The organism is Variovorax sp. 350MFTsu5.1 (assembly GCF_048302515.1).
In the GTDB taxonomy this organism is placed as follows: domain Bacteria; phylum Pseudomonadota; class Gammaproteobacteria; order Burkholderiales; family Burkholderiaceae_C; genus Variovorax; species Variovorax guangxiensis.
Map to the genome: position 1 here is coordinate 2,491,344 of NZ_CP157620.1, position 18,323 is coordinate 2,509,666.

Below are 18,323 nucleotides of genomic sequence, written 5' to 3' on the forward strand. Positions count from 1 at the left end.
CTGAAGAGGCCGCGCTCGATTGATCAAATCAACCATTCACCGGACTTACCCTTCCTTCATTGCCGTTCTGCCTGCTGTCTCAATCCACCTTCATGCCGGTGGCCTTCACGATGCGGCCATAGCGCGCCTGGCTGGCGGCCAGGTGCTCGCTGGCCACGGTGCCGGTTTCTCCCAGCGGCACCATGTCGAGCGAGGCAAGGCGCGACTTGATCTCGGGCAGCGCCATCGCCTTCTGCAGCGCGGCGCGCAGCGTCTGCGCCACAGGCTCGGGCGTGCCGGCCGGCAGCATCGAGACGTAGAGCACTTCGAATTCGAGGCCCTTCAGGCCGAGTTCGCCCACGGTGGGCACCTGGGGCAGCAGCGGCGAGCGTTGCTTGCCGGTCACGGCCAGGGCGCGCAGCTTGCCCGCCTGCACCTGCGGTAGCAGACCGGGCGTGGCGAGGATGCCGGCCTGCACTTCGTCGCCCATGAGCGCCAGCACGGCGGGGGCGTTGCCCTTGTAGGGCACGTGGGTGATCTTGGCGCCGGTGTCGCTGGCGAAGATCTCGGCGGCGATGTGGCCCGGACTGCCGTTGCCGGCCGAGCTGAAGGTGGCGGGCTCGGCCTTGGCCTGGGCGATGAACTCGGGCAGCGTCTTCGCCTTCACGCCCTGCGCCACGCCGAAGGCCAGGCCCGAGGAGCTGAAGATCATCAGCGGCTTCAGGTCCTTTGCCGCGAAGGGCATCGAGGCGTACAGGTGCGGGTTGATGGTGAAGGTGCTGTCGATGCCCAGCAGCACGGTGTAGCCGTCGGCAGGGCTCTTGGCGACCAGGTCGGCGCCGATGTTGCCGCCCGCGCCGGGCCGGTTGTCGACGATGAAGGGCTGCTTCAGGTCTTTTTGCAGCGCGTCGGCCAGCGCGCGGGCGAGGATGTCGATGGGCCCGCCCGCCGGAAAGTTGACGAGCAGCCGCACTGCCTTGGCGGGGTAGGGCGCGTCGGCGGCCAGGGCCTTCGTGGTGGCGGTGGCGCCGAAGGCGAGGGCTGCGCAGGCCGCAAGGGCAGCGGCGAGGCGGCGGCGCGTGCCGCGAAAGGTGTTGCTGGGCGAACCGGTGGTCATGTCGTCTTGTCTCCGTTATCCAGGGCAACTCTAGGTGGCCGGCGGGGGCGGCACAACTGAAAGCTCTTCTGCCAGCTATTCCGGCTGGTTATATTGAGGCGGCCACTCTCCCAAGGAAACACCGTGTCAGCCATGAACTTTGGGCGCCTGAAGATGCGCCACCTGCAGTGCCTCGTGATGGTGGCGCAGGAGCGCAACCTGGTGCGCGCGGCCAAGGCGCTGTCGCTCACGCAGCCGGCGGTGTCCAAGACGGTCGCCGAGCTGGAGGAGATCGTCGGCCGCCAGCTGCTGCTGCGCCGCCGGCGCGGCGTGGAGCTCACTCCCGCCGCCGAGGTGCTGGTGCGCCACGCCGTCTCGGCCCTGCGCGGCCTGCGCGAAGGCCTGGGCCTGGCCATGGACCAGCCCGAGGCCGACCAGCTGCGCGTGGCCGTCGGCGCGTTGCCGAACATGGTGGCCAACCTCCTGCCCGAGGCCGTGGCCATGCTGCACGCCTCGCAGCCGGCGCTGCGGGTGCGCGTGGTGAGCGGCACCAACGCGCAGCTGATGACGCAGCTGCGCCAGGGCGAGATCGACCTCGTGCTCGGCCGCCTCGCGCAGGCCTCGGCCATGGCCGACCTGGCCTTCGAGCAGCTCTACAGCGAGCCGCTACTGCTGGTCGCGCGGCCCGGGCATCCGCTGGCGGCACGCCGCAAGCCCCCGCTCGACGCGCTGGCGGGCCATCCGCTGGTGCTGCCGGTGTCGGGCACGCTGATCCGGCACACGGCGGACGCCTTTCTCATCGCGCAGGGCATGGCGCTGCCCGGGCGGATGGTGGAGGCGACCGACACCAGCTTCGTGCTGGGGCTGCTGCGGCGCTCCGACGCGGTGTGGTTCGCGCCGCAGGGAGCCGTCGAAGGGCTGGTCGAGCGCGGTGAACTCAAAAGGCTGGCCATCGACACTTCCAGCACCGAGGGGCCGGTGGGGCTCACCATGCGGCGCGGCGATGAGCCCGGCGAGGGCGCGCGGCTGCTGGTCGATGCCATCCGCGAGATCGTGGCTGCACGGCCCCGCGAGCCTGAGCGGGTGCCGGCATGAGCGGCAGCGAGAAGACCGCCCCCGGCGAGCGCCAGTCGCTGGTCGACGCCCTGCGCGGCTTCGCACTGCTGGGCATCCTCGTCGTGAACATCGCGAGCTTTTCTTCCACGTATTACGGCGCGGGCATTCCGGACCCGATGGCGCAGTCGGTGCTCGAACGCGCGGCGCTGCTGGTGCGCACGCTGGTGTTCGAGACCAAGTTCTACCTGCTGTTCTCCTTCCTCTTCGGCTACAGCTTCACGCTGCAGATGCAGTCGGCCGAGCGCAATGGAAAGTCCTTCGTGCCGCGCATGGGGCGGCGGCTGGTGGGGCTGTGGGTGCTGGGGCTGCTGCATGCGGTGGTGCTGTACCACGGCGACATCCTCACCACCTACGCGGTGCTGGGCGCGGTGCTGCTTCTGCTGCGGCGGCGCGGCGACTTGTTCATGGCGCGCGCCGCGGTGTTCCTGGTGCTGGCCACCTCGCTGCTGTGGGCGGGCATCGGCTACCTGCTGGTGAAGGCGGGCGTGCCGAACGATACGCGCACGGCCTATGCGGATGCCGCCAGGGCGCTGGCCGCGTATCGCGGAACGCCGTTCACGGTAATCGTGCAGCACTTGCGCGAGCTCTCGCAGATCTGGTGGATCACCGGGCTGGTGCAGGCGCCGACGGCGCTGGCGATGTTCTTCGCGGGCTTCATCGCGGGGCGGCGAGAGCTGTTCGCCAATGCCGATGCGTACCGGCCGCTGTTCGAGCGCCTGCTGCGCTGGGGGCTGGTCATCGGGCTGCCGGGCGCGGCGGTGTACGCCTTTCCTTCGATCCGGCTGGACAACCCGGTGCGCGAGCTCTACGGCCTCGCGGCCACGCTGCTCACCGCGCCTTTTCTCACTGCTGCCTACGCGGCCGGCCTGGTGCTGCTCATGCTGTCGCCGCGCGGCCGGGTGCTCGAAGCCATGCTCGCACCGGCAGGCCGCATGGCGCTGACCAACTACCTGATGCAGTCGCTGGTCTGCGCATGGCTCTTCCTGGCCTACGGGCTGCGCTGGATCGGCACCATGGGGCCGCTGGCCGCCACCGGCATCGCCTTCGCGATCTTCGCGGCGCAGCTGGTGCTGAGCCGCTGGTGGCTGGGGCGCTTCGTCTACGGGCCGGTCGAGTGGGTGCTGCGTGCGTTCACGAACCTGGAGCTTCCGCCGATGCGGCGCAAGCGTTGACGCCGCTGGCAGGCGGCGACGGGTATGCGATCCTCTTGGCCAAGCGTGTGCGGGAGTTCCCGCCGCCATTCATGACGGAGGAGTCCATGGGTATTGAATACAGGCACTTTCTTGTCGTCGACGATGCCAATTGGCGGCCCAGCGCCGACACGACCTCGCGGGTCGCGAAGCTTCTGGCCGAATGGTCAATCGGTACGGAGCTTGTCGAGGCGGTTGATTTGTCTCGGCGGGAGAACGTGTCTTTCGAGGAGGCGGGCGCGCTCGCTGCCTCTGGGCCGGGAGTCGCGCTGCGATATCGCGGCGTCAAAGCGGCACCTGTGGCGGCGCTCGCGGGGCCTTCCAACTACGCGAGCGTGAGACCCTCCGATCGTTACACGACGGAGACCGTGCTGATATTGGGTAATGACTACCGTATCCAACACAGTTCCGAAAGCATTTTTTTCGATCTTGTTTCACCGCCGCTGGCCGTGAATGGACAGCAACTCGCGCCGGATGAGGCGGAGCCCTACCGCTACATCTACAGCGAGAGTTTCTCGTCGGACTACGTCCTGAAGCCGCCTGTTGTACGCGCGCAAGTCGAGGGGTTCGCCCGTAAGAACATCGACTGGACCGAGTGCCTGGGTTTCTGGAGAGGTGGACTGGTGATCGATTTCGGCAAGGACCTGCCGGGTTTTGTCGAGTCGGTCCACCGACTTCCGGCGCGGGCGTTCGTGGAGGCGCTGCAGGATGTGTTCAGAGGGCCGGTGGTGGAGATTGGCGAGTTCTATTGAGGGTTTGATCGCCGAGTCGGGGCAGCGGCCGCGATCAGATGCTCAGCGCGGCAGCAGCGTCGACAGCTGATAGACCGCGAAGCCCAGCAGGATCGCGCCCGACAGCCGGTTGATCGACTGCATGGTCTTGGCACTGAGCTTGTGCCGCACCGACGACACCATCGTCGACAGCCCTAGCCACCACAGCGCGGAGCCCAGGAACACGCCGAGCACCATGGTCGCGGCCTGGGAGGCGCCGAGGGTGTGGCCTGCAACGTGGCCCGTCGAAATGGACGCGAATACCGCGACGAAGGACAGGATCGTCATCGGGTTCGCCAGCGTGAGCACGAAGACCGAGAGCGTGGCCTTCAGCGGCGTGGTGGCGTCCGCCGCCTGCCGGGCCTCGGTCGCCACCGGCGCGCGAAGCAGCTGAACGCCCATCCAAGCGAGGAAGGCGGCGCCGCCCAGCGCAAGCGGCACGCGGGCCGCCACCATCGAGGCGATGGCGGCCGACACGCCCAGTGCGCCGATGGCGCCATAGAAGGCATCGGCCAGCGCGGCGCCGAGCCCGCTGAGAAAGCCGATGCCGCGGCCATGCGCGAGGGTGCGCTGGATGCACAGGAGGCCGATGGGGCCTACGGGTGCCGCGATGGAGAGCCCGATGACGAGGGCCTTGAGGAAGAGGGTGGAGTCCATGCTGTAAATTGTGTTTACAGCTTCGCCTGAGGAGAATGGCGAAGCTCAGGCGGAATGCGCTTCCTGCCTGAAATTCAAGACGAATCGACCGCCGAAGCCTGAAATCCATGGAAATCGACAGCAAGAACTGGCAGATCCTCGAAGTGCTGCAGGCCGATGCGCGCACTTCGCTCACGGCGCTGGCGCGGCAGGTGGGGCTTTCGGTGCCGTCGACCTCCGAGCGCGTGAAGCGGCTGGAAGAAGCCGGCGTGCTGGCCGGCTACCGGGCGGTGGTGCCGCCGCGCAAGGTAGGCTATGGGGTGATGGCGCTCGTCGGGATCACCACGCCGCAGCCCGACAAGGCGCGGCTGCTGAAATTGCTGGAGGGTCGAAACGAGGTGCTCGAGTGCTTCCACGTCACGGGGCAGGACTCTTACGTGCTGAAGGTGGCCGCGCGCGACATCGAGCACCTGGAAGCCTTCGTGAGCGCCATCAACCACCTGGGCGAGACGCGCACGTCGATCGTGATGTCGGTGCCGATTCCGCCGCGCGCCGTTACCGCCCCGAACATGGAAAAGCAGCCGCGCCGCTAGGGGCGCCAGGGTGCTAGGTTGGAGGCAGTGGCCGCGACCACAGCCAGGCCAGCACGCAGGCCATGCACCCGATGGCCAGTGCGGCGAGCCACGCACGGTGCGCGGTGAACGACACGATCACCGCGCACACCGCCATCGTCACGGTCGCGCTCCATTTGGCGCGCCGGCTCACGGTGCGGCCGTTGGCCCAGTTGTGCAGCAGCGGGCCGAAGAGGCGGTGGTTCAGCAGCCAGGCATGCAGCCGTGGCGAGCTGCGCGCCGCGGCCCATGCGGCCATCAGGATGAACACCGTGGTCGGCATGCCGGGCACGATCACGCCGATGAGGCCCAGCACCAGGCACAGCACCGCGAAGGCGTAGAGCAGCGCTCGCGTGAGCGCGGACTTGCGTTCGGGAGCGGGCGTTGGCGCTGGCTCGGGCTTCAAGATCGGATCAGGCCGGGGCCTGTCCTTGTGGCTGCGGCAGCTGCTGCTCGCGCTCGGGCAGCCCGTCGGCCGAGATGCGCATCTTCGGCAGGAACTGCGGGTACTCGCGCTGCATGAAGTCGATGAGGCCCTCTCGCACGCTGCAGCGCAGGTCGAAGGTCAGGCCCGAGGTGGCGGCCGTGCACAGCACGCGGATCTGCATGGTGCGCTCCGTGGCGTCGGTCACGCGCACGTTGAAGAAGCGGCCGTCCCACTCGGGCGCGGCCTTCACGATGCGCTCGACCTCGGCGCGCAGCGGCGCGAGCGGCATGCCGTAGTCGACGTAGACGAACACCGCGCCCAGCAGTTGCGACGAATGCCGCGTCCAGTTCTGGAAGGGCTTCTCGATGAAGTAGGTCAGCGGCAGGATCAGCCGGCGCTCGTCCCAGATCTTCACGACCACGAAGGTGCCGGTGATCTCCTCGACGCGGCCCCACTCGCCTTCGACCACCAGCACGTCGTCGATGCGGATCGGCTGCGCCAGCGCGATCTGCAGGCCGGCGATGAGGTTGCTGAACACGGGCTTGGCGGCAAGACCGGCCACGATGCCGATCACGCCGGCCGAGGCCAGCAGGCTCGCGCCCACCTGGCGCGCGCCGGGGAAGGTCATGAGCATCATCGCGCCGCCGGCCACGATGACCACCGACATGGCGGTGCGCGCCAGCACACGGGTTTGCGTGAGCACGCGGCGGGCCTGCAGGTTGTCGGCGATGTCGGAGGGGTTCTGCGCCAGCACGCCTTCGGCGAAGCCGCTGATGGCCTTCACCGTGAGCCAGGTGGCGGCGGCGATGAGCAGCAGGCCGGTGAGATGGCGGACGTTGCCGATGAAGCGCAGGTCGTCCGGCGCGCCCTGCCAGACCATGGTGAGCGCCACCAGCGGGAACACGAGCCGGGCGGGAGCCCTGCAATTGACCACCATCGCATGGATGGCCGGCGCGGGGCGGGTGATCCGCCTGAGCACTAGGCCGACGATGCGGTGGGCGAGAAGAGAGAGGGGAACTGCGATCAGTGCGGCAAGCCAGGTGCCGAACCAGGGATGGGCGAGTATCTCTTGGGTCATCAGGCTGTGGTCGTCTTCGCTTGTGCTGTTGTCTCGTTCAGAGGTTGAAGAATGCGCGCCGCGTCGTCGCGCAGCTGCGTGGCGAGTGCCGTGGCCAGGTCGAGGCGGCGAAGCAGCCAGGGGCTGATGTCGTTGTCGAACGGGTCGGGCAGGGGGATCGGGCCGCCGACGGCGGTCGAACCCGAACTCTCGGGGTGGGAGGGGCCGGTGGTCGGAATGGTTCCGATGGCCGCCTCGATTCGTTGCGCGGTGCGGCCGATGGGGCCTTCCACCTCCGCCGGCGTGAGGCGGTCGCGCCGCAGCACCAGCATCGACTTCACCGCGCTCAGCTGCGCGAGCAGCTGGTAGCTGTGGGCCTGCAGGTGCTCCAGCGGTTCCAGCGGCGGCTGCACGGCGCGCGGCTCGGAAAGCGAACGCTGCGTGGCCTGCACCAGCGCCGAGAGGCTGTCGTAGGCCTCGCGGCGCGCAAGGCGCCATTCGAGCTCGGGGCTGCTGTCGATGGCCTTGAGCTGGCCCAGGCCCAGCGCGAGGCGCGCATGGCGGGCCTGCGCGGTGAGCACGCGCGAGACCAGCGCCGGGATCTGCGTGCGCTCCCACGAGGGCAGCACGTAGCAGAAGCCCCAGGCCAGCGCGGCGCCGATGAGCGTGTCGGCGATGCGTTCGAACAGCGCGAAGATCGGCGCGATGCCCACGTTCAGCATGTGGGCCTGCACCAGGCCCAGCACGGTGGCGGCCACCGCCGTGATGAGGTAGCGCCGCACCGCGAAGCTGTGCGCGATGGCCTGCGCGACCGTGACGATGACCAGCAGCATCAGCGCCGAGGGGTGCGCCGACAGCAGCCCCACCGCCAGCACGCAGCCCAGCAGCGTGCCGGCCACGCGGGCGTTGCGCCGCTCCAGCGTCTGCGAGAGGCTGCCGCGCAGCACCACCACGATGGTCAGGAGGATCCAGTAGTCGTGCGAGCCCCAGGGCATCGACACCGCGATGGCGTAGCCGGCCGCGATGGCCAGCGCGGCGCGGATGGCGTGGCGCAGCGGCGGCTGGTCCCAGCTCCACAGCGTGAAGAAGGGGCGCAGCGACCAGTCGGTGGGGCTCACGAAGAGTTGCCAGTTGGCGCGCACCACGGCCAGGTTGGGCTCGGCGTCGCCGCGCGCCATGGCCGACAGGCGCAGCACCTCGTCGTTGATGTGGCCGATGCGGCTGGCCAGCCCGCGCGCGAGCATGGCGGCCGTGGGCCCGATGTGGCCGCCGCCGCTGCCATCGGCGCTGTCGTCGGCCGAGACGTGGATGGCCGCCAGGCGCGGGCGGCGGTCGACCGCGGCGTCGGGGTGGCGGCCGAAGAGCAGGGCGTCGGCCAGCGCTATGGTCTCGTCGGCGAGCTCTTCGAGCACGCGGCGCATCTCGATGAGCGCGTCGGCATGCGCGGGGTGCGCGCGCAAGGTGTCCAGGTCGAGCTCGCTGGCCAGCAGCTGGTCGCGCATCTCGAGCACGATCACCAGCATGGCGGCCAGCCGCTGGCGGCGCGGGGTGCGCGGCGATTCGAGCACGATGTCGCGCGTGGCCTGCAGCTGGTCGGCCAGCGCGGCCTGCTCGCGCAGCAGCCGGCCCAGCATGGGGGCGGGAACGTCGCGCACGTCGCGGGTCTCGTCCTGCGGCAGGAACTGGCTGGCCTCGGTGCGCATGAGCGCGGCCAGCGAATACAGCACGTCGGCGATCGACTGCGTGCGGAAGCGCCCGTTGAGCGCCAGGTTGGCCAGCGTGGCCCAGATCACGTACAGCCCCGCACCCAGCCCGAAGTGCCAGGTGCGCTCGATGACGTCGGCCATGCCGGAAGGCGCGGGCGTGGCCATGGAGAAGATCATCGAGAACATCACCGCGATGGCGATCGGGATGCCGCGCTTGCCCCAGGCCATTGCCAGGAACGCCATGAAGGTGGCGGGCACCAGCACCAGCCCGAGGCGGATGGGGGCGCTGTGCAGCATCTGCACCGCGAAGAAGAGCGGCAGCCCGATGAGCGGCGCCGGCAGCATCTGCAGGAACTTGCCGCGGCGCGGGCCGGGCAGGTCGGGCGGCGCGGTGACGATCACGCCGGTGGCGGCGGCCGAGGCCGCGATGGTGCCCAGCCAGAGATGGACCCCGCCGGAGATGAAGAGCAGGCCCAGCGCGACGGTGAGCCCGCTCGCGACGTAGTGGCTCAGCGCGATGCGCAGAGCGGCACGGACCCGGGGCGCGGCGCTGCTGGGCCCCTGCATCGTCACTTGGCGGAGGAGTTGCCTTCGGAAGGCGCGCCGTTGGCGGGTGCCTCGCGGCGCACGCGCGTGAGCTTGCGCGGAGCGGGAGCCGCCGCCGGCGCGGCCGGGGTTTCGGCTTCGGCTGCCTCGTCGGCGAAGCCCGGCACCGTACTGCGGGCGTAGAGGTCGGTCGAGTCGTTGGAGTTGCCGGCGCTCGCCTTGGCGGAGGCAGACACGGCGCGCACGCGGTCGCTGGCGCGCAGCTTGTCGTCCACGGTGGCGAATTTGGAGTACTTGGCGAGCAGCGGCACCAGCTGGCCGTACACGCGCGGGGCACCGGCCAGGCATTCGCGCTGGTCCATGAACTCGGGCTCGCCCGTGAAGTTGCCGATCAGGCCGCCGGCCTCGGTGACCAGCAGCGAGCCTGCCGCCACGTCCCAGGGGTTCAGGCCGGTCTCGAAGAAGGCATCGGTGAAGCCGGCCGCCACGTAGGCGAGGTCGAGCGCGGCGGCGCCGGGGCGGCGCAGGCCGGCGGCGCGGGGCATCATGTCCGCCATGATGGCCAGGTACTGCTTGAAGTTGTCGCCGGTACGAAAGGGGAAGCCGGTGGAGATCAGGCACTCGTTGAGGCGGGTGCGCTTCGAGACGCGGATGCGGCGCTCGTTCATGTAGGCGCCGCGGCCCTTGGTGGCGGTGAACAGGTCGTTGCGGGTGGGGTCGTAGACCACGGCCTGCTCGATCTTGCCGCGCACCGACAGCGCGATCGACACGCAGTAGACCGGGAAGCCGTGGATGAAATTGGTGGTGCCGTCCAGCGGATCGATGATCCAGACGTAGTCGGAGTCCTTGGCGCCGTACTGGCTGCCGGATTCTTCCGCCAGGATGCCGTGCCCCGGGTACGCGCCGAGCAGCGTCTCGATGATCGCTTGCTCGCTGGCGTGATCGACTTCGGTGACGAAGTCGTTGACCTGCTTCTGGGAGATGCGCACGGCTTCGACGTCGAGGGCGGCGCGATTGATGATGGCGCCGGCGGCGCGTGCGGCCTTGACGGCCACGTTGAGCATGGGATGCAGGTTGGGGGACGACATTGGATTGTGGGAAGAACGGTGGGGAGGGCCCCCGGAGACGGCCCGGCGATGCGGGCGGCGAGAATCGGGGGATTTTACCGGCTCCGCCCGTTAGTGTCCGCCAACCCTCCATGCGCACCCGTTTCATCCTGATCCAGACCAGCCACGCCGGCAACGTGGGCGCCGCCGCCCGCGCCATGAAGACCATGGGTTTTTCCGACCTGGTGCTGGTGGCCCCGCGCTGGGCCAACGTGCTGCGGCGCGAGGAAACCATCCAGCGCGCGAGCGGCGCGCTCGACGTGCTGGCCAACGCCCGCATCGTCGAGACGCTCGACGAGGCCCTCGACGGCGTCACACACCTGTGTGCCACGGCAATGATCCCGCGCGACTTCGGCCCGCCCACGCGCACGCCCCGCGAGCACCTGGAGCCGCTCGCCAAGCAGGGCGACCAGCACGTGGCCTTCCTGTTCGGCTCCGAGCGTTTCGGCATGCGCAACGAGGACGTCTACCGCTGCAACGTGGCCCTGAGCATTCCCACCGACCCGAAGTTCGGCTCGCTCAACCTGGGTGCGGCCATCCAGGTGATCGCCTACGAATGGCGGCTGGCGCTGGGCGGCTACGAGGTGCGCGAGGCCATCCAGCCCGTGCAGGCGGCAGACGCCCAGGCCGTGGCCGGCATGCTCGACCACTGGGAGCGCTCGCTGGTGGAGATCGGCTTCCTCGACCCCGGGGCGCCCAAGAAGCTCATGCCCAGGCTGCAGCAGCTCTTCAACCGGGCCCAGCCCACGCCGGAGGAGATCCACATCCTGCGCGGCATCGCCAAGGCGATGAGCGACGCCACCCGGCCGCCGAGGGGAGACAAGGCAGACAAGGGCGGCAAGGCCCCCGGGAACGACTAAAACCTTATCGTTCGTACGCGAAGACGCCCGGCCTTAGACTGCGCGGCCCCTATCGATATAACGACAACAGACAGAAGGCACAAGGCAGCGATGTTCTCCAGACTGCGCGCCGACATCCGGTGCATCCTCGAACGCGACCCGGCCGCCCGAAGCGCCTGGGAAGTGATCACGGTCTACCCCGGCTTCCACGCCGTGGTGCTGCATCGCTGGGCGCACGCCTGTTGGACCCATGGCTTCAAGTGGCCCGCGCGCGCCATCGCGCACTGGGCCCGCTGGCTGACCGGCATCGAGATCCACCCCGCCGCCAAGATCGGCGAGCGCGTGTTCTTCGACCACGCCATGGGCGTCGTCGTCGGCGAGACGGCCGAGATCGGCGACGGCTGCACCATCTACCAGGGCGTGACCCTGGGCGGCACCTCGCTCTACAAGGGCACCAAGCGGCATCCGACGCTCGGGCGCGACGTGGTCGTGAGCGCCGGGGCCAAGGTGCTGGGCGGCTTCGTGGTGGGCGACGGCGCCAAAATCGGCAGCAACGCGGTGGTCATCAAGCCGGTGCCGGCCGGCGCGACGGCGGTGGGCATCCCGGCGCGGATCATCCCCTCGAAGGCCGGCGAGAGCGCCGACGTGGCCACGCCGCAGAAGTTCTCCGCCTACGGCATCACGCAGGACGACGATCCTCTGAGCCAGGCCATGCGCAGCCTGATCGAAAACGCATCGAGCCAGGAACACCAGATCGCGCTGCTGTGGCAGGCCATCGAGAAGCTCTCGGCGCAACCCGGCAGCAAGGACTGCGTGCCTGGCGACGCGGCGCGCGACGAGAGCTTCGAGGCCGACAAGCTCTCGCAGCTCATCGGCAAGTAGCTGGCTGAAGGGGCCGCGTCCGCGCGGCCCTTCCGGTGCTCAGCGCGCAGCTTCGAGCTGCGTCACCGTCGGCTTGCCTTTCACGACCTCCACATGGAACCGGACCTTGTCGCCGGGCTTGAGCGGGTCGAGCATCTTTCGGTCGGCCACGTCGAAGCCCATGGTCATCGCCGGCATCGCGAGGTTGGGGATGTCGCCGTGCTTCAGCACGATTAGCCCCTTGGCAGCATCGATCTTCTGAACGACAGCGTCGGTCATCATGGCGCCAGCCTGCTGCCCGGCCGCCGGCATCTTCATGGGCGACATGTCGTCCTTCGACATTTGGGCCTGGGACTGGGCCTGGGCCTGGGCGACGGCCGCAGATGCGGCGAGCAGCGCGAATGCGAGAGGGTGCAAGACTTTCATTGAGTGACTCCTTGGTCGGGTTGGTTGGAAACGAAGGGAAGCGAAACGGAAGATGAATGGCTGCGAGCCGAACGCCGGCGCAGCAGGTACCAGGCGGCCGGAACGACCAGCATGCTCAGCAGCGGCGCCGTGACCATGCCGCCCACCATCGGCGCAGCGATGCGGGTCATGACCTCCGAGCCGGTGCCGCTGCCCCAAAGGATGGGCAGCAGGCCCGCCATCACGACGGCCACGGTCATGGCCTTGGGCCGCACGCGCAGCACGGCGCCTTCGCGGATCGCGGCGAGCAGGGTCCGGTCGTTCATCGGCTCCCCGGCCTCGAGGCGGCGCGCCAGCGCGTTCTTCAGGTAGACCAGCATCACCACGCCGAACTCGGCCGCCACGCCGGCCAGTGCGATGAAGCCCACGGCCGTGGCCACCGAGATCGAATGGCCCAGCGCCCAGATCAGCCAGAAGCCGCCGACCAGCGAGAACGGCACGGCCGCCATGACCAGGGCCGCGTCGACGAAGGACCTGAAGAGCACATACAGCAGCACGAAGATGACCGCCAGCGTGACCGGCACCACCAGCTTCAGCCGCTCGGTCGCGCGCTCCAGGTACTCGAACTGGCCGGACCACGACACCGCGTAGCCGGCCGGCATCTGCACGGCCTTGCCGACCGCGGCCTGCATGTCGTTGACGGCGGAGCGCAGGTCGCGGCCGCGCACGTCGACGTAGACCCAGCCCGACAGCCGCGCGTTCTCGCTGCGCAGCATCGGCGGGCCGTCCTCGACAGTGATCCGCGCGACATCGCCCAGCAGCAGCTGCGCGCCCCTTGCTGTCACGAAGGGCAGCTGCCGCAGCCGCTCCAGCGAGTCGCGGATCTCGCGCGGGTAGCGCACGTTGATGGGGTAGCGCTCGCGGCCCTGGATGACCTCGCCCACGTTCTCGCCGCCGATGGCGGTGGACACCACCGCCTGCACCTCGGCCACCGAGAGCCCGTAGCGCGCGGCCGCGATCCGGTCGACGTCGACATCGATGTAGCGCCCGCCCGTGAGCCGCTCCGCCAGCGCCGAGGACACACCCGGCACGCCCTTGACCGCCGCCTCGATCCGCGTGGTCAGCGCGTCGATGGTGGCCAGGTCGGCCCCTGCCACCTTGATGCCAACCGGGCTCTTGATGCCCGTGGCCAGCATGTCGATGCGGTTGCGGATGGGCGGTACCCACACATTGCTCAGGCCCGGCACCTTGACCGCGCGGTCCAGCTCCTCGACCAGCCTGTCGGGCGTCATGCCGGTGCGCCATTGCGAGCGGGGCTTGAACTGGATGGTGGTCTCGAACATCTCCAGTGGCGCGGGGTCGGTCGCCGTGTCCGCGCGGCCGGCCTTGCCGAACACGCTGGCGACCTCGGGCACCGTCTTGATCATGCGGTCTGTCTGCTGCAGCAGCTCGGAGGCCTTCGACACCGACAGCCCCGGCAGCGCGGAGGGCATGTACAGCAGGTCACCCTCGTCCAGCGGCGGCATGAACTCGCCGCCCAGCCGAGCCAGCGGCACGGCGCTCAGCGCCAGCACCACCGCGGCAACGGCGAGCGTGCCCTTGGGAAAGCGCAGCACCAGTTCCAGCGCGGGCCGGTACGCAGCCATCAGGAAGCGGTTCACCGGATTGGCGTCTTCATGCGGGATGCGTCCGCGCACCAGATAGCCCATGAGCACCGGAATCAGCGTCACCGAAAGGCCGGCAGCGGCCGCCATCGCGTAGGTCTTGGTGAAGGCCAGCGGCGAGAAGAGTCGCCCCTCCTGCGCCTCCAGCGAGAACACCGGCACGAAGGACAGCGTGATCACCAGCAGCGAGAAGAAGAGGGCGGGCCCGACCTCCACGGAGGCGTCGGCCACCAGCCGCCAGCGCTCCGCCGTCGTGGGCTGGCGGCCCTGCGCCGTCTCGAAGGCCTCGATGTGCTTGTGCACGTTCTCGACCATCACGATGGCCGCGTCCACCATCGCGCCGATGGCGATCGCGATGCCGCCCAGCGACATGATGTTGGCGTTGACCCCCTGCCAGTGCATGACGATGAAGGCCGCCAGCACGCCGACCGGCAAGGCCACCACCGCCACGAGCGCGGAGCGCAGGTGGAACAGGAACACCGCGCAGACCAGCGCCACCACGACGAATTCCTCGATCAGCTTGCCGCGCAGGTTCTCCACCGCGCGGTCGATCAGCAGCGACCGGTCGTAGGTCGGCACGATCTCCACGCCCGGCGGCAGGCTGGGCTTGAGCGTGGCCAGCTTCGCCTTCACGGCCTCGATGGTCGAGCGGGCGTTCTTGCCCGAGCGCATGACGATCACACCGCCGGCCACTTCGCCTTCGCCGTCGAGTTCGGCGATGCCACGGCGCATCTCCGGACCGACCTGCACGGTCGCCACGTCCCGCAGCAGCACCGGCGTCGCTCCCGTCACCGAGAGCGGAATCGAGCGGAAGTCGTCCAGCGAGCGGAGGTAGCCGCGCGAACGCACCATGTACTCGGCCTCGGCGAACTCGACCACCGAGCCGCCCGATGCCTGGTTGGCCTTCTGCAGCGCCTCCACCACCGTCGGCTGCGTGATGCCGAGCGCACGCATGCGGTCGGGGTCGAGCACCACCTGGTACTGGCGCACCATGCCGCCGACGCTCGCGACTTCGGCCACGTCGGGCACGGTCTTGAGCTCGAACTTCAGGAACCAGTCGTTCAGCGCGCGCAGCTGCCCGATGTCGCGCTTGCCCGTGCGGTCGACCAGCGCGTACTCGTAGACCCAGCCCACGCCCGTGGCGTCGGGCCCCAGCGAGGCGTTGGCGCCCGCCGGTAGCCTGCTCTGCACCTGGTTGAGGTACTCGACGACGCGCGAGCGGGCCCAATACGGGTCGGTCTTGTCGTCGAACAGCACGTAGACGAAGGAATCGCCGAAGAAGGAGTAGCCGCGCACCGTTCTTGCACCGGGCACGCTGAGCATGGTGGTGGTCAGCGGGTAGGTGACGAGGTCTTCCACCACCTGGGGCGACTTGCCGGGAAAGGGCGTGCGGATGATGACCTGCGTGTCCGACAGGTCGGGCAGCGCATCGAGCGGCGTGCGGGCCACGGACCACCAGCCCGCGGCCACGAGGAACAGGGTGGCGATCAGCACCAGGAAGCGGTTGCCGACCGACCAGCGGATGACGGCGGCGATCATTGTTTGGCGCCTCTTTCCACGCGCTGGACCGTGACCAGCTCATAGCCCGTCGGCCCGCCTTCCCTGAACTCGAAGCTGACCTGGTCGCCCGGCCTGATCTCCGCGAAGGCGCCCGGCGAGGCCTTGGCGAAGCCCATCGTCATCGACGGCCACTTGAGCGTCGCGACGGGGCCGTGCGAGATCGTGATGCCGTCGGGGTCCACGCTCTCGACCTTGCCTTCGGCCTTGTGGACGGCCGGAGTTGGTGCTGCTGCCGCTTCGGGCGTCGGCACCGGCGCGGACGCAGCCATGTTGCCGAGCACGGAGCGCAGCCGCGCCTCCGAGTCGATCAGGAACTGGCCGCTGGCGACCACCTGCTCGCCTTCGCTCAGGCCCGACAGCACTTCGGTGTCCTCGCCCTGGTCCGCGCCCGGCGACACCTCGCGCGGCTCGAAGGCGCCGTCGGCCTTGCGCACGATGACGACGGCGCGCTTGCCGGTGCGGATGACGGCCTCGGAGGGCACGACCAGCCGTGTGTCCGTCGACGCGGGGCCGGCCACCTGCAGGCGCAGCAGCATGCCGGGCGTCAGCGCTCCGTTTCTGTTGTCGACTTCGAAGCGGGCCTTCAGCGTGCGGGTCGAGCCGTCGATTTCGGGAAGGATCTCGTCGAGCGTTCCGTCGAATGTCCGGGCGGCGTCGGCCTGGAGCACCGCCTTGACCTTCTGGCCGCGCGCGAGGCGCACCGCCTGCGCTTCCGGAATTTCGGCGACCGCCCAGATCTTCTCGAGGCCCGCGATGCGAAACAGCGTCATGCCGGGCGTGACGGCCACGCCTTCGCGCACGCCCAGTTCGGCCACCACGCCGTCGGACGGCGCGGAGAGTACGTAGCGCGCCTGCGCCGTGCCGGTCTGCTCGCTGCGGCGGACGAGCTCGTCGGGGATGGACATGGCCCGCATGCGCTCGCGTGCGGCGGCGACCAGATCGGGCGCGACGCCCGATCTCTTGAGGGCGAGGAACTCGTTCTGCGGCCCGAGCCATTCCGGTGCGAAGACGGTCGCCAGCGCCTGCCCCTTGCGGACGCGCTCCATCGGCGCGCGCACCGACAGGCGCTCGACGTAGCCGGCCACGCGCGTCTGCACGGCGACGTTGAGGCGCTCGTCGAATCGGACGGTGCCGAGCGCATCGAAGGAGGTGGAGCCTTGCGTCTTCCGCACGCTGGCGTAGCGGATGCCGAGGTTCTGCTGAACCCCGGGGCTCACCTGCACGCCGCTGCTGGCCGGGCCCGTCGAACTGTCTTCGTACATGGGGACCAGCTGCATGTCCATGAACGGCGACTTGCCGGGCTTGTCGAAGCGCGGGCCGGGCACCATGGGGTCGTGCCAGTAGAGGACCTTGCGGCCGTCCGTCGTGGATGTGGCGGCCGGTGTGTTCGCGGGCTGGGCCGTGTTGCGGCCCAGGAGAAAGGCGCCTGTTGCGAGCAGCAAGGCTGCCAGCAGCGACGCGACGATCATGCGGGTTCTGTTCATTGCGTCACCTCTGCCGTGAGTGGCCGGTAGGCCAGTTGGATCTGTGTCTTTGCAAGGTCGCGCTGAAGCGCCAGCAGCTTGCGCTGTGCCTCGACTTCGGCATGCCGCGCCTCGAACAGCGCAACGAGGCTGCCCTGGCCCGACCGGTAGGACGCTGTCGCAGCAGCCGTTCTCTGGCTGGCGGGAGCGACGACGGCGCTGCGGTAGCGGTCGATGCGCTGCTCCAGGCGCTGCGCGTCGCTGCGCAGCGAGCGGTATTCGGCGGTCGCGGCCCGGGAGGCTTCGGCCAGGTCGGCTTCGGCCTTCTCGGCCAGCGCGAGCTTGGCGGCGGTGTCGCGGTCCTGTCGTTCGCCGGGAGCCACCGGCAGGGGGATGCTCACGCCCACCGAGACCATGTCGGAGTAGCCGGTGCGCTGGCCGTAGGAAACTTCCCAGGTCCAGTTGGGCTTGCGTTCGGATGCGGTGACGGCGGCTGCTCGCCGCGCCACCTCGGCCTCACGCTGCATCGCCGCGACCGTGGGGTGAGAGGCGACGTAGCTTTCTTCGGAGGGCTGCGCGATGGTTCCGGGAGGCAGCAATTCCTCAGGCGGCACGCCTACCCATCGCTGGAAAGCGGCGGCTGCGCTGCCTTGCTGCTGGAGGATCTCGGCTGACTCGTCTTCCGAGACGCCCTTGGCACCTGCGAGCGCGAGCACTTCCTGGCTGCTGGCCGTGGCGGAGGACAGGCGGGCGCGAGCGGCCTCCAGCTCCTCGTGCGCATGGTGCTCCATGAGCCTTGCGAGCTTCAGGCTCTCGCCCGCGTAGAAGGCATCGACATAGGCGAGCGCGGTCTGGCGCCGGGTATCGGCGGCGGCAGCCTGGACCAGCACGGTTTCTCGCTCGACCGAGGCATCGGCGGCGGCCTGGCGCGCGGCGCGCTTCTCGGCGGAAAGCCACTCCTGGCTGATGCCGATGCGCTTCATCGTCATCGAGTCGCGGGTGGTGCGCAAGCGATCGGGGCCGGTTGCGGGCAGGTTGTCGACGCCGATGCGCAGCGTGGGGTCCGGAAGCTGGGAGGCGGAATGCGCCGCCTCCGTCGCGCTCAGTGCGCCGGCGCGGGCAGCGCGGATGGTTTCGGAGCGCCGGGCCGCGAGCTGCAGCGCCGCCTCCAGGGACATGGGAGATATGGGAGCCGCCGTCGCAAGGTACGGCAGCAACGCAACGGCCAGCACGGCCGCGCGCGAAAAGGGAATGGACATGAAAACTCCGCGGACGAACGAGGTGATCGCTG

At 69.4% G+C, this 18,323-nt stretch carries 16 protein-coding genes; 6 read left to right on the forward strand and 10 right to left on the reverse strand.

Annotation, left to right across the window (positions count from 1 at the left end; all coding sequences use genetic code 11):
* Positions 1 to 79: 79 nt before the first annotated feature.
* Positions 80 to 1,096, reverse strand: a complete 1,017-nt coding sequence (locus tag ABL843_RS11140; RefSeq protein WP_418119902.1) for a Bug family tripartite tricarboxylate transporter substrate binding protein — start codon at positions 1,094 to 1,096, stop codon at positions 80 to 82.
* A gap of 132 nt (positions 1,097 to 1,228) precedes the next feature.
* On the opposite strand from ABL843_RS11140, the gene pcaQ reads away from it, so the two are divergent.
* Genes pcaQ through ABL843_RS11155 form a run of 3 tightly spaced genes read left to right on the forward strand, consistent with a single transcriptional unit; the run spans position 1,229 to position 4,133 of the window.
* Positions 1,229 to 2,170, forward strand: a complete 942-nt coding sequence (pcaQ, locus tag ABL843_RS11145; RefSeq protein ID WP_184636757.1) for a pca operon transcription factor PcaQ — start codon at positions 1,229 to 1,231, stop codon at positions 2,168 to 2,170.
* Positions 2,167 to 3,363, forward strand: coding sequence for a DUF418 domain-containing protein (locus ABL843_RS11150; RefSeq protein ID WP_418119903.1), 1,197 nt, complete (start codon positions 2,167 to 2,169; stop codon positions 3,361 to 3,363). Before pcaQ ends, ABL843_RS11150 begins: the two co-directional genes overlap by 4 nt.
* Positions 3,360 to 4,133, forward strand: a complete 774-nt coding sequence (locus tag ABL843_RS11155; protein ID WP_418119904.1) for a hypothetical protein — start codon at positions 3,360 to 3,362, stop codon at positions 4,131 to 4,133. Before ABL843_RS11150 ends, ABL843_RS11155 begins: the two co-directional genes overlap by 4 nt.
* A gap of 42 nt (positions 4,134 to 4,175) precedes the next feature.
* On the opposite strand, the gene ABL843_RS11160 is transcribed toward ABL843_RS11155, so the two are convergent.
* The gene (locus ABL843_RS11160) at positions 4,176 to 4,808 is read right to left on the reverse strand and encodes a LysE/ArgO family amino acid transporter (protein ID WP_418119905.1); all 633 of its coding nucleotides are present in this window, start codon (positions 4,806 to 4,808) and stop codon (positions 4,176 to 4,178) included.
* 107 nt (positions 4,809 to 4,915) lie between these two features.
* Here ABL843_RS11160 and ABL843_RS11165 point away from each other — a divergent pair, with 107 nt between their 5' ends.
* A complete protein-coding gene (locus ABL843_RS11165) occupies positions 4,916 to 5,380 on the forward strand; it encodes an Lrp/AsnC family transcriptional regulator (protein WP_418119906.1) in 465 nt (154 codons plus the stop codon).
* A 13-nt stretch (positions 5,381 to 5,393) separates the two neighbouring features.
* Here the strand turns inward: ABL843_RS11165 and ABL843_RS11170 are convergent, their stop codons facing one another.
* The 4 genes from ABL843_RS11170 to ABL843_RS11185 are packed head-to-tail and all read right to left on the reverse strand — an operon-like array spanning position 5,394 to position 10,222.
* Complete coding sequence (locus ABL843_RS11170; protein WP_418119907.1) at positions 5,394 to 5,804, reverse strand: YbaN family protein; 411 nt, start codon at positions 5,802 to 5,804, stop codon at positions 5,394 to 5,396.
* Between the two features lie 7 nt (positions 5,805 to 5,811).
* Entirely contained in the window at positions 5,812 to 6,903 is a 1,092-nt protein-coding gene (locus ABL843_RS11175; RefSeq protein WP_418119908.1) for a mechanosensitive ion channel family protein, read from the reverse strand.
* The gene (locus tag ABL843_RS11180) at positions 6,903 to 9,155 is read right to left on the reverse strand and encodes an FUSC family membrane protein (protein WP_418119909.1); all 2,253 of its coding nucleotides are present in this window, start codon (positions 9,153 to 9,155) and stop codon (positions 6,903 to 6,905) included. The genes ABL843_RS11175 and ABL843_RS11180 overlap by 1 nt, the downstream gene beginning before the upstream one ends.
* A 2-nt stretch (positions 9,156 to 9,157) precedes the next feature.
* Complete coding sequence (locus ABL843_RS11185) at positions 9,158 to 10,222, reverse strand: inositol monophosphatase family protein (RefSeq protein WP_126018166.1); 1,065 nt, start codon at positions 10,220 to 10,222, stop codon at positions 9,158 to 9,160.
* Between the two features lie 110 nt (positions 10,223 to 10,332).
* Between ABL843_RS11185 and ABL843_RS11190 the strand changes: the two genes are divergently transcribed.
* Both ABL843_RS11190 and cysE read left to right on the forward strand, forming a co-directional pair.
* Complete coding sequence (locus tag ABL843_RS11190) at positions 10,333 to 11,100, forward strand: RNA methyltransferase (protein WP_184636435.1); 768 nt, start codon at positions 10,333 to 10,335, stop codon at positions 11,098 to 11,100.
* 90 nt (positions 11,101 to 11,190) lie between these two features.
* Positions 11,191 to 11,961: a serine O-acetyltransferase gene (gene cysE / locus ABL843_RS11195; RefSeq protein ID WP_126018171.1), complete on the forward strand. Its 771-nt coding sequence runs from the start codon at positions 11,191 to 11,193 to the stop codon at positions 11,959 to 11,961.
* 39 nt (positions 11,962 to 12,000) lie between these two features.
* Here the strand turns inward: cysE and ABL843_RS11200 are convergent, their stop codons facing one another.
* The 4 genes from ABL843_RS11200 to ABL843_RS11215 are packed head-to-tail and all read right to left on the reverse strand — an operon-like array spanning position 12,001 to position 18,291.
* Positions 12,001 to 12,366 (reverse strand): copper-binding protein, encoded by a 366-nt coding sequence (locus ABL843_RS11200; protein WP_184636438.1) that lies wholly within the window; start codon positions 12,364 to 12,366, stop codon positions 12,001 to 12,003.
* The gene (locus ABL843_RS11205) at positions 12,363 to 15,548 is read right to left on the reverse strand and encodes an efflux RND transporter permease subunit (protein ID WP_418119910.1); all 3,186 of its coding nucleotides are present in this window, start codon (positions 15,546 to 15,548) and stop codon (positions 12,363 to 12,365) included. Before ABL843_RS11205 ends, ABL843_RS11200 begins: the two co-directional genes overlap by 4 nt.
* The gene (locus tag ABL843_RS11210; protein ID WP_418119911.1) at positions 15,545 to 17,053 is read right to left on the reverse strand and encodes an efflux RND transporter periplasmic adaptor subunit; all 1,509 of its coding nucleotides are present in this window, start codon (positions 17,051 to 17,053) and stop codon (positions 15,545 to 15,547) included. The genes ABL843_RS11205 and ABL843_RS11210 overlap by 4 nt, the downstream gene beginning before the upstream one ends.
* Positions 17,050 to 18,291, reverse strand: a complete 1,242-nt coding sequence (locus ABL843_RS11215) for a TolC family protein (RefSeq protein ID WP_418119912.1) — start codon at positions 18,289 to 18,291, stop codon at positions 17,050 to 17,052. Before ABL843_RS11215 ends, ABL843_RS11210 begins: the two co-directional genes overlap by 4 nt.
* Between the last annotated feature and the right edge of the window lie 32 nt (positions 18,292 to 18,323).

Excerpts from the sequence above, each read along its gene's own strand:
- pcaQ (WP_184636757.1), top strand. The coding sequence starts at position 1,229 with ATGAACTTTGGGCGCCTGAAGATGCGCCACCTGCAGTGCCTCGTGATG.
- ABL843_RS11215 (WP_418119912.1), bottom strand. The coding sequence starts at position 18,291 with ATGTCCATTCCCTTTTCGCGCGCGGCCGTGCTGGCCGTTGCGTTGCTG.
- ABL843_RS11210 (WP_418119911.1), bottom strand. The coding sequence starts at position 17,053 with ATGAACAGAACCCGCATGATCGTCGCGTCGCTGCTGGCAGCCTTGCTG.
- ABL843_RS11140 (WP_418119902.1), bottom strand. The coding sequence starts at position 1,096 with ATGACCACCGGTTCGCCCAGCAACACCTTTCGCGGCACGCGCCGCCGC.
- ABL843_RS11190 (WP_184636435.1), top strand. The coding sequence starts at position 10,333 with ATGCGCACCCGTTTCATCCTGATCCAGACCAGCCACGCCGGCAACGTG.
- ABL843_RS11150 (WP_418119903.1), top strand. The coding sequence starts at position 2,167 with ATGAGCGGCAGCGAGAAGACCGCCCCCGGCGAGCGCCAGTCGCTGGTC.
- ABL843_RS11175 (WP_418119908.1), bottom strand. The coding sequence starts at position 6,903 with ATGACCCAAGAGATACTCGCCCATCCCTGGTTCGGCACCTGGCTTGCC.
- ABL843_RS11160 (WP_418119905.1), bottom strand. The coding sequence starts at position 4,808 with ATGGACTCCACCCTCTTCCTCAAGGCCCTCGTCATCGGGCTCTCCATC.
- cysE (WP_126018171.1), top strand. The coding sequence starts at position 11,191 with ATGTTCTCCAGACTGCGCGCCGACATCCGGTGCATCCTCGAACGCGAC.
- ABL843_RS11165 (WP_418119906.1), top strand. The coding sequence starts at position 4,916 with ATGGAAATCGACAGCAAGAACTGGCAGATCCTCGAAGTGCTGCAGGCC.
- ABL843_RS11200 (WP_184636438.1), bottom strand. The coding sequence starts at position 12,366 with ATGAAAGTCTTGCACCCTCTCGCATTCGCGCTGCTCGCCGCATCTGCG.
- ABL843_RS11180 (WP_418119909.1), bottom strand. The coding sequence starts at position 9,155 with ATGCAGGGGCCCAGCAGCGCCGCGCCCCGGGTCCGTGCCGCTCTGCGC.
- ABL843_RS11185 (WP_126018166.1), bottom strand. The coding sequence starts at position 10,222 with ATGTCGTCCCCCAACCTGCATCCCATGCTCAACGTGGCCGTCAAGGCC.
- ABL843_RS11205 (WP_418119910.1), bottom strand. The coding sequence starts at position 15,548 with ATGATCGCCGCCGTCATCCGCTGGTCGGTCGGCAACCGCTTCCTGGTG.